Source organism: Rivularia sp. UHCC 0363 (genome assembly GCF_034931125.1).
Classification (GTDB): domain Bacteria; phylum Cyanobacteriota; class Cyanobacteriia; order Cyanobacteriales; family Nostocaceae; genus Rivularia.
This window is the reverse complement of the sequence record NZ_JAYGHM010000065.1, coordinates 21,031-27,233: the sequence shown is the minus strand read 5'-3', so window position 1 is coordinate 27,233 and position 6,203 is coordinate 21,031. Positions and strand designations below refer to the sequence as shown.

Below are 6,203 nucleotides of genomic sequence, written 5' to 3'. Positions count from 1 at the left end.
GAAAAATATGCCAGTTGCGTAAGTCCTAAATTAGAAAAATTTTTATTAATTAATTTTTTTTGCAAAAAGTAAACAATCTTTTTACTTCTACTTTGTAAAAAATTGCTTAACACAAATAATTAAGTTTATTGAATTAAAAGACTTATTTGCAAGATATTTTTATATTTATCAAAAAAGTAGACCATATTGTCAAATCATGGTTCTAAATGATGCCACCCTACAAAGTAAATTTACACTACTTTTGTCAAAACACCTAATAACGTTTCTTTATAAAGATGCGCCTAATGACGGTTTACGCAGGTAGGCTTGGTAATATTAGCCCCAGCCTTCTAGGCTGCGGGTCTTTTAGCGTATCCTCATACTAACTCTCAGTCATTAGGAGTATACCTTTATGTTGATTCCCAACTGTTCATTGATAATTGATAATTGATGATTGTTCATTGATAACTCTCATGGCAAACCTTGTTGAAACTGCTATCAATGCAGGAAAATTTGAGACTTTAATTAAAGCTCTGCAAGCAGCAGAATTAACAGATATTCTGACTACTTCTGATACATATACTGTGTTTGCACCTACGGATGAAGCTTTTGCTAAGTTACCCGAAGGTACAATAGAATCCTTGTTGCAAGATATCCCCAAATTGAAACAGATTTTGACTTATCATGTAGCATTTGGTGATGTTCGTTCCGACGATCTAGCCCAAATTGATGAGGTTCCAACTTTTGAAGGCTCAGTTTTAGCGGTGGAATCACAGTCAGGTCGCGTCAAGTTAAATGATGCAAATGTTGTTCAAAAAGATATTTTGGCAGATAACGGTGTAATTCATGCGATCAATTCGGTTTTAATGCCCGCTATTATTGCAGGACATTGAATCACTTTAAAGTAAGCACAAACCCGGCTTTTAGATAAATAATTGTTGAATCAAACATAAGGAGACGTTGCACTGCAACGTCTCTACACAATTAAATTGATAATTGTTAATTGATAACGCATCCCGTGCGTGGAGGAATATTTAACGATAATCTTGAATCCCCTTGATTTTTCCATTCCACATTATCGCTAGCATATAAAAGCTTGGTTGGTTGCGATCGCTGCAATTCACTAATATCTACATCTGCTTTAGAGAAGGAAGTACCAACGTTAATCGCTACAATCAATTGTTCTTGTTCTAAAGTCCGAGCAAATACGTATACTTCCCCTTCTGCAAACAATACTTTATAATCACCAGTCCGCAAGCAGGGGTGAGCGTGACGCAAAGCAATTAGTTCGCGGTGAGTTTTGAAGATTTCCCGATCCCAAGTAGCTTCTAAAGGAAAAGCGCGTCGCGAATCTGGGTCAAGCGCACCCGGTAAACCGACTTCATCACCGTAGTATATACTGGGCGCACCGGGAAAGGTCAGTAATAGTAAAGTTGCTAATTCAACGCTTTTTCGATCTCCATCCGCAATACTAAGTAAACGTGCGGTATCGTGGGAGGCAAGTAAGTTTAATTGAGTTAGTTGAATTTCCCAGGGATAAAGCTTTAATACTTCTTGAATTTTTTGAGCATAACCAGCAGCATCCAACGCCGGATATGGTTCATACGAGCGGTCTTCTACTTGTTCGAGGATAACGCGATCGCCAGCTGCGAAAGCTATAGTTGGTGCGGTAAATAAATAATTCATTACGCCGTCAAATTGGCTACCATCAAGCCATTCACGAGCATCAGTCCAAACTTCACCAACTATATAAGCCTCGCTGTTAATTGCTTTGACTCTTTCTCGAAATTCTTGCCAAAAACCAGGAGTTTTAATCTCAAAAGGAACGTCTAACCGCCAACCATCAATACCGAATTTTATCCAGTATTCGGCGATTTCCATGATATATTCCCGCACTTCGGGATTATCATGATTAAATACAGGTAAAGCTCGATTTCCGTCCCAACCTTCGTAATTTGCGGGTAACTCACCAGTGTAAGGTGCTAAAGGCCAGCCTTCTATTTTAAACCAATCTAACCAAGGTGAATAAGGCCCATTTTCTAAAACGTCGTGAAAAAAGAAAAATCCCCGACTGCTATGATTAAAAACACCATCTAAAACAACTTTAATATCTCTAGCGTGAGCAGCTTCTAATAATTCTTTAAAAGCCGGATTTCCACCTAATAAAGGGTCTACTTGATAATAATCATGGGTATGATAGCGATGGTTGCTAGCTGATTGAAAAATAGGAGTAAAGTAAATTGCATTAATACCTAAATCTTGCAAATAGTCTAACTGTTCCATTACACCCCATAAATCTCCTCCTTTATAGCCTTGAAGTGTAGGCATTTCGTGCCAATCTTCCCAACTTGCATTATTTAACAAGCGTTTGCGAGGCTGTTTACTAATAGCAAATCTATCTGGAAAAATTTGATAGAAAACAGCGTGCTTAACCCAGTCTGGTGTTTGAACTTGCATTTTTTCGCCCGTATATCTTCAGGTGTCATATTTACAGATAAAGTGTTCAAAGCGACTCACACCATAGAAAGAAGTTTTATTAACTAAAAGTAGACTATTAGGTACAAATAGTCATATTATTTCTTATCCATTTAAAAAATTACAGAAAAAATTTTATAATATTCAATGCCCGATGCTCCATTCTCAATTCCCATCTTGAGATAGATTTAATTTTGTAAACTTACACAGATTAAGCAACTATTTATGAAGCGATATTACAATTATTTCAAAAATATTTAGAAATCGTCTAAAACCCAAACATGGATTTAACGTAGAAGCATATATGGAATTGAGGCAAATTAAATGATTAACTTACAAAAATATCGCTTTGTCTGCACTCTAACCTTCGGTGATGTCTACGGTCAAATAATTGTTTGGCTGATAACTATCACCCTGAGTTTGGCATCAGCTTTAGCTTTAATGGGTGCGAGAAGACCCGTATATGCTTTAGCCACAGTTGGACTAGTAGTGCTTTTATCCTTGCCTTTCTTGCTATTTGCATTTGTGACCACATTGATAAATCATATTGAACTTTCTGCTATAGAGCCAGGAACAACTATGGAACCTATTCCAGGTAACGTTTCCCAACAACAACCAGTAGCTAGTTAATTGGGTTAGGGGATAGGGGATAGGTCAAAGGTCAAAGGTTAAAGGTTAGGACTACCGGAGTTTAAATTTTCCCCATCTCCCTATCCCCCCATCCCCCCATCTTCCCATCTCCCCATCTTCCCATCTTCCCATCTCCCCATCTCCCCAAATATAAGTAACTATAGAAAAATAGATTTCTTAAAGTCGGGGGGAATGATGTTAGAACACGACGTAATTATAGTTGGTGGAGGATTGGCTGGAAGCCGCGCTGCGGTGGAAATTGCGCGGACTAATCCTAGTTTGAGTATTGCTGTAATTGCTAAAACTCACCCGATTCGTTCTCATTCGGTAGCAGCGCAAGGTGGTATTGCAGCTTCACTGAAGAATGTTGATTCTGCTGACAGTTGGGAAGCACACGCTTTTGATACTGTCAAAGGTTCTGATTATTTAGCAGACCAAGATGCAGTCGAAATTCTCACCAAAGAAGCGCCAGATGTAGTAATTGATTTGGAACACATGGGCGTTTTATTCTCCCGTTTGAATGACGGTAGAATTGCTCAAAGAGCCTTTGGTGGACATACCCATAATCGTACCTGTTACGCTGCCGATAAAACTGGTCATGCAATTTTACATGAATTAGTTAATAATCTGCGACGTTATGGCGTACATATTTATGATGAATGGTATGTGATGCGCTTGATATTAGAAGAAGGTCAAGCAAAGGGCGTTTTAATGTTCCGCATCCTTGACGGACATATGGAAGTGATGCGAGCTAAAGCCGTAATGTTTGCGACAGGTGGTTACGGTAGAGCTTTCAATACCACCTCTAATGATTATGCTTCTACAGGTGATGGTTTGGCGATTACAGCCCTTGCTGGGTTGCCTTTAGAAGATATGGAATTTGTGCAATTTCACCCAACAGGCTTGTATCCTGTCGGCGTATTAATTTCCGAAGCAGTGCGTGGTGAAGGTGCATATTTGATCAATTGTGAAGGCGATCGCTTTATGGCGAATTATGCTCCTTCTCGCATGGAGTTAGCACCACGGGATATTACATCAAGGGCGATTACCCGTGAAGTCCGCGCTGGAAGAGGCGCTCACCGTGATGGTAGTCCTGGAGGTCCTTGTGTCTATCTGGATTTACGCCATATGGGCAAAGAAAAAATCATGAGTCGCGTTCCCTTTTGCTGGGAAGAAGCACACCGTTTAGTAGGTGTTGACGCAGTAAACGAACCCATGCCCATACGTCCGACAATTCACTATTCGATGGGCGGTATACCAGTAAACACTGACGGGCAAGTTCGCAGCGGTGGAGATAGTTTAGTAGAAGGCTTTTTTGCAGCCGGGGAAAGCGCTTGTGTATCCGTACATGGTGCAAATCGTCTCGGTAGTAACTCGCTATTAGAATGTGTTGTATACGGACGTAGAACCGGGGCAACCATAGCTAGATACGTAGAAAATCGTAAATTACCTTCTATAGACGAACAACATTATATAAACGAAGCCAAACAGCAAATTCAAAGTTTGTTAGAACAGCCTGGGGAATACAGAATTAGTCAAGTGCGACAAGAATTTCAAGATGCTATGACCGATTACTGCGGTGTATTCCGTAACGAAGAATTGATGTTAAAAGGATTAGAAAGAATACAGGAAATCCAAAATAATTATTCGCAAATTTACTTAGACGACAAAGGCAGTTGTTGGAATACAGAACTGATAGAAGCCTTAGAATTGAGGAGTTTGATGGTTGTAGGAAAAATGATTATGACATCCGCCTTAAATCGTCAAGAAAGTAGAGGCGCACATTGTCGAGAAGACTTTACGGAAAGAGATGACGAGAACTATTTGCAGCACACAATGGCATATTATTCCGCAGCCGGAATTGATATTCAATATCGTCCCGTAGCGATTACCATGTTTGAGCCGAAAGAAAGGAAGTATTAAATAGAGTAAGTCGCGATAGTCAACTAAAAATCCCCTGACCTTAACAAAGCATCAGGGGATTTTCAAAATATCAACCTTAAGATTTATGCTACAGGTTGAGCGGCATTTTCGCGCCACCATTCAATAGTATTTTTCAAACCTTCTTTAAAGCCTACTTGAGCGGTAAAACCAAATTCTTTCTTCGCTCTTTGCGTATCCAAACAACGACGGGGTTGTCCATTTGGTTTGTCAGTTTGCCATACAATTTCACCTTCAAATCCCATCAATTCACAAATTGTAGTAATCAAATCGCGGATCGAGATTTCATAACCAGTTCCCAAGTTCACGGGTTCGGTGTCGTTGTAAGATTGAGTACCCATGACAATACCCCGCGCTGCATCTTCAGAATACAAAAACTCGCGGGTCGGACTTCCATCACCCCAAACGGGAATTTCTTTGTCTCCCCGATCCTGGGCTTCCTGAACTTTACGAATTAATGCCGGGATAACGTGAGAACTTTTAGGATCGAAGTTATCTTCCGGACCGTATAAATTTACTGGTAACAAATATATTCCGTTAAAACCGTACTGCTGACGGTAAGCTTGTAGCTGCACTAACAGAGCTTTTTTAGCAATACCGTAAGGTGCATTAGTTTCCTCTGGATAGCCATCCCAGATGTCATCTTCCTTAAATGGTACAGGAGTAAACTTGGGATAAGCGCAAATAGTACCGACACAGGTAAATTTCTCCACACCAGCTTGATAAGCAGCGTGAATTAGCTGAGTTCCCATCATCAAGTTGTCGTAGAATAACTCAGCAGGTTTTTCGCGGTTGAGACCGATACCACCAACGTGAGCAGCTAAGTGAATCACAACATCTTGCTGGTCAACCGCACGCTTGCAGTTTTCCATTACACACAAATCGTAATCACGCGATCGCGGTACTGTAATTTTATCTGTGTCAGCACCAGCTTTAATTAGTTGGTCTACTACTTGACGACCTAAAAAACCCGCTCCACCAGTAACTAGAATTCTTTTATTATTTAACTCTAAGGCATTCATTTTTCTTTTAGTCCTTATTAATATTGAAAGCGATCGGCAATCAAATCAATTTTGGATTTTAAATTTTAGATTTTGGATTAAAGATTCTCAAATATTCAAATCTATTCAAATCTAAAATATTTGCAGAACCGGGTTCGCAAGACTTGATGCTAAATC

The 6,203-nt window shown here is 39.7% G+C and carries 5 protein-coding genes; 3 read left to right on the top strand and 2 right to left on the bottom strand.

From position 1 onward, the window contains the following. Positions 1-452 precede the first annotated feature (452 nt). Positions 453-872 (top strand): fasciclin domain-containing protein, encoded by a 420-nt coding sequence (locus VB797_RS27565; RefSeq protein ID WP_323240958.1) that lies wholly within the window; start codon positions 453-455, stop codon positions 870-872. Positions 873-978: 106 nt separating this feature from the next. Here the strand turns inward: VB797_RS27565 and VB797_RS27560 are convergent, their stop codons facing one another. Beyond that, positions 979-2,436: a glycoside hydrolase family 13 protein gene (locus tag VB797_RS27560; protein ID WP_323240957.1), complete on the bottom strand. Its 1,458-nt coding sequence runs from the start codon at positions 2,434-2,436 to the stop codon at positions 979-981. A 342-nt stretch (positions 2,437-2,778) separates the two neighbouring features. On the opposite strand from VB797_RS27560, the gene VB797_RS27555 reads away from it, so the two are divergent. Both VB797_RS27555 and VB797_RS27550 read left to right on the top strand, forming a co-directional pair. Next, positions 2,779-3,084, top strand: a complete 306-nt coding sequence (locus tag VB797_RS27555) for a hypothetical protein (RefSeq protein WP_323240956.1) — start codon at positions 2,779-2,781, stop codon at positions 3,082-3,084. 195 nt (positions 3,085-3,279) lie between these two features. After that, positions 3,280-5,007, top strand: coding sequence for a succinate dehydrogenase/fumarate reductase flavoprotein subunit (locus VB797_RS27550; protein ID WP_323240975.1), 1,728 nt, complete (start codon positions 3,280-3,282; stop codon positions 5,005-5,007). A gap of 83 nt (positions 5,008-5,090) precedes the next feature. Here the strand turns inward: VB797_RS27550 and VB797_RS27545 are convergent, their stop codons facing one another. Continuing rightward, on the bottom strand, positions 5,091-6,047 hold the full coding sequence (locus VB797_RS27545; RefSeq protein ID WP_323240955.1) for a GDP-L-fucose synthase: 957 nt from the start codon (positions 6,045-6,047) through the stop codon (positions 5,091-5,093). Positions 6,048-6,203 lie beyond the last annotated feature (156 nt).

Bases quoted from the DNA above. Each gene is read 5' to 3' on its own strand.
- VB797_RS27555 (WP_323240956.1), top strand. From the start codon at position 2,779: ATGATTAACTTACAAAAATATCGCTTTGTCTGCACTCTAACCTTCGGT.
- VB797_RS27550 (WP_323240975.1), top strand. From the start codon at position 3,280: ATGTTAGAACACGACGTAATTATAGTTGGTGGAGGATTGGCTGGAAGC.
- VB797_RS27545 (WP_323240955.1), bottom strand. From the start codon at position 6,047: ATGAATGCCTTAGAGTTAAATAATAAAAGAATTCTAGTTACTGGTGGA.
- VB797_RS27560 (WP_323240957.1), bottom strand. From the start codon at position 2,436: ATGCAAGTTCAAACACCAGACTGGGTTAAGCACGCTGTTTTCTATCAA.
- VB797_RS27565 (WP_323240958.1), top strand. From the start codon at position 453: ATGGCAAACCTTGTTGAAACTGCTATCAATGCAGGAAAATTTGAGACT.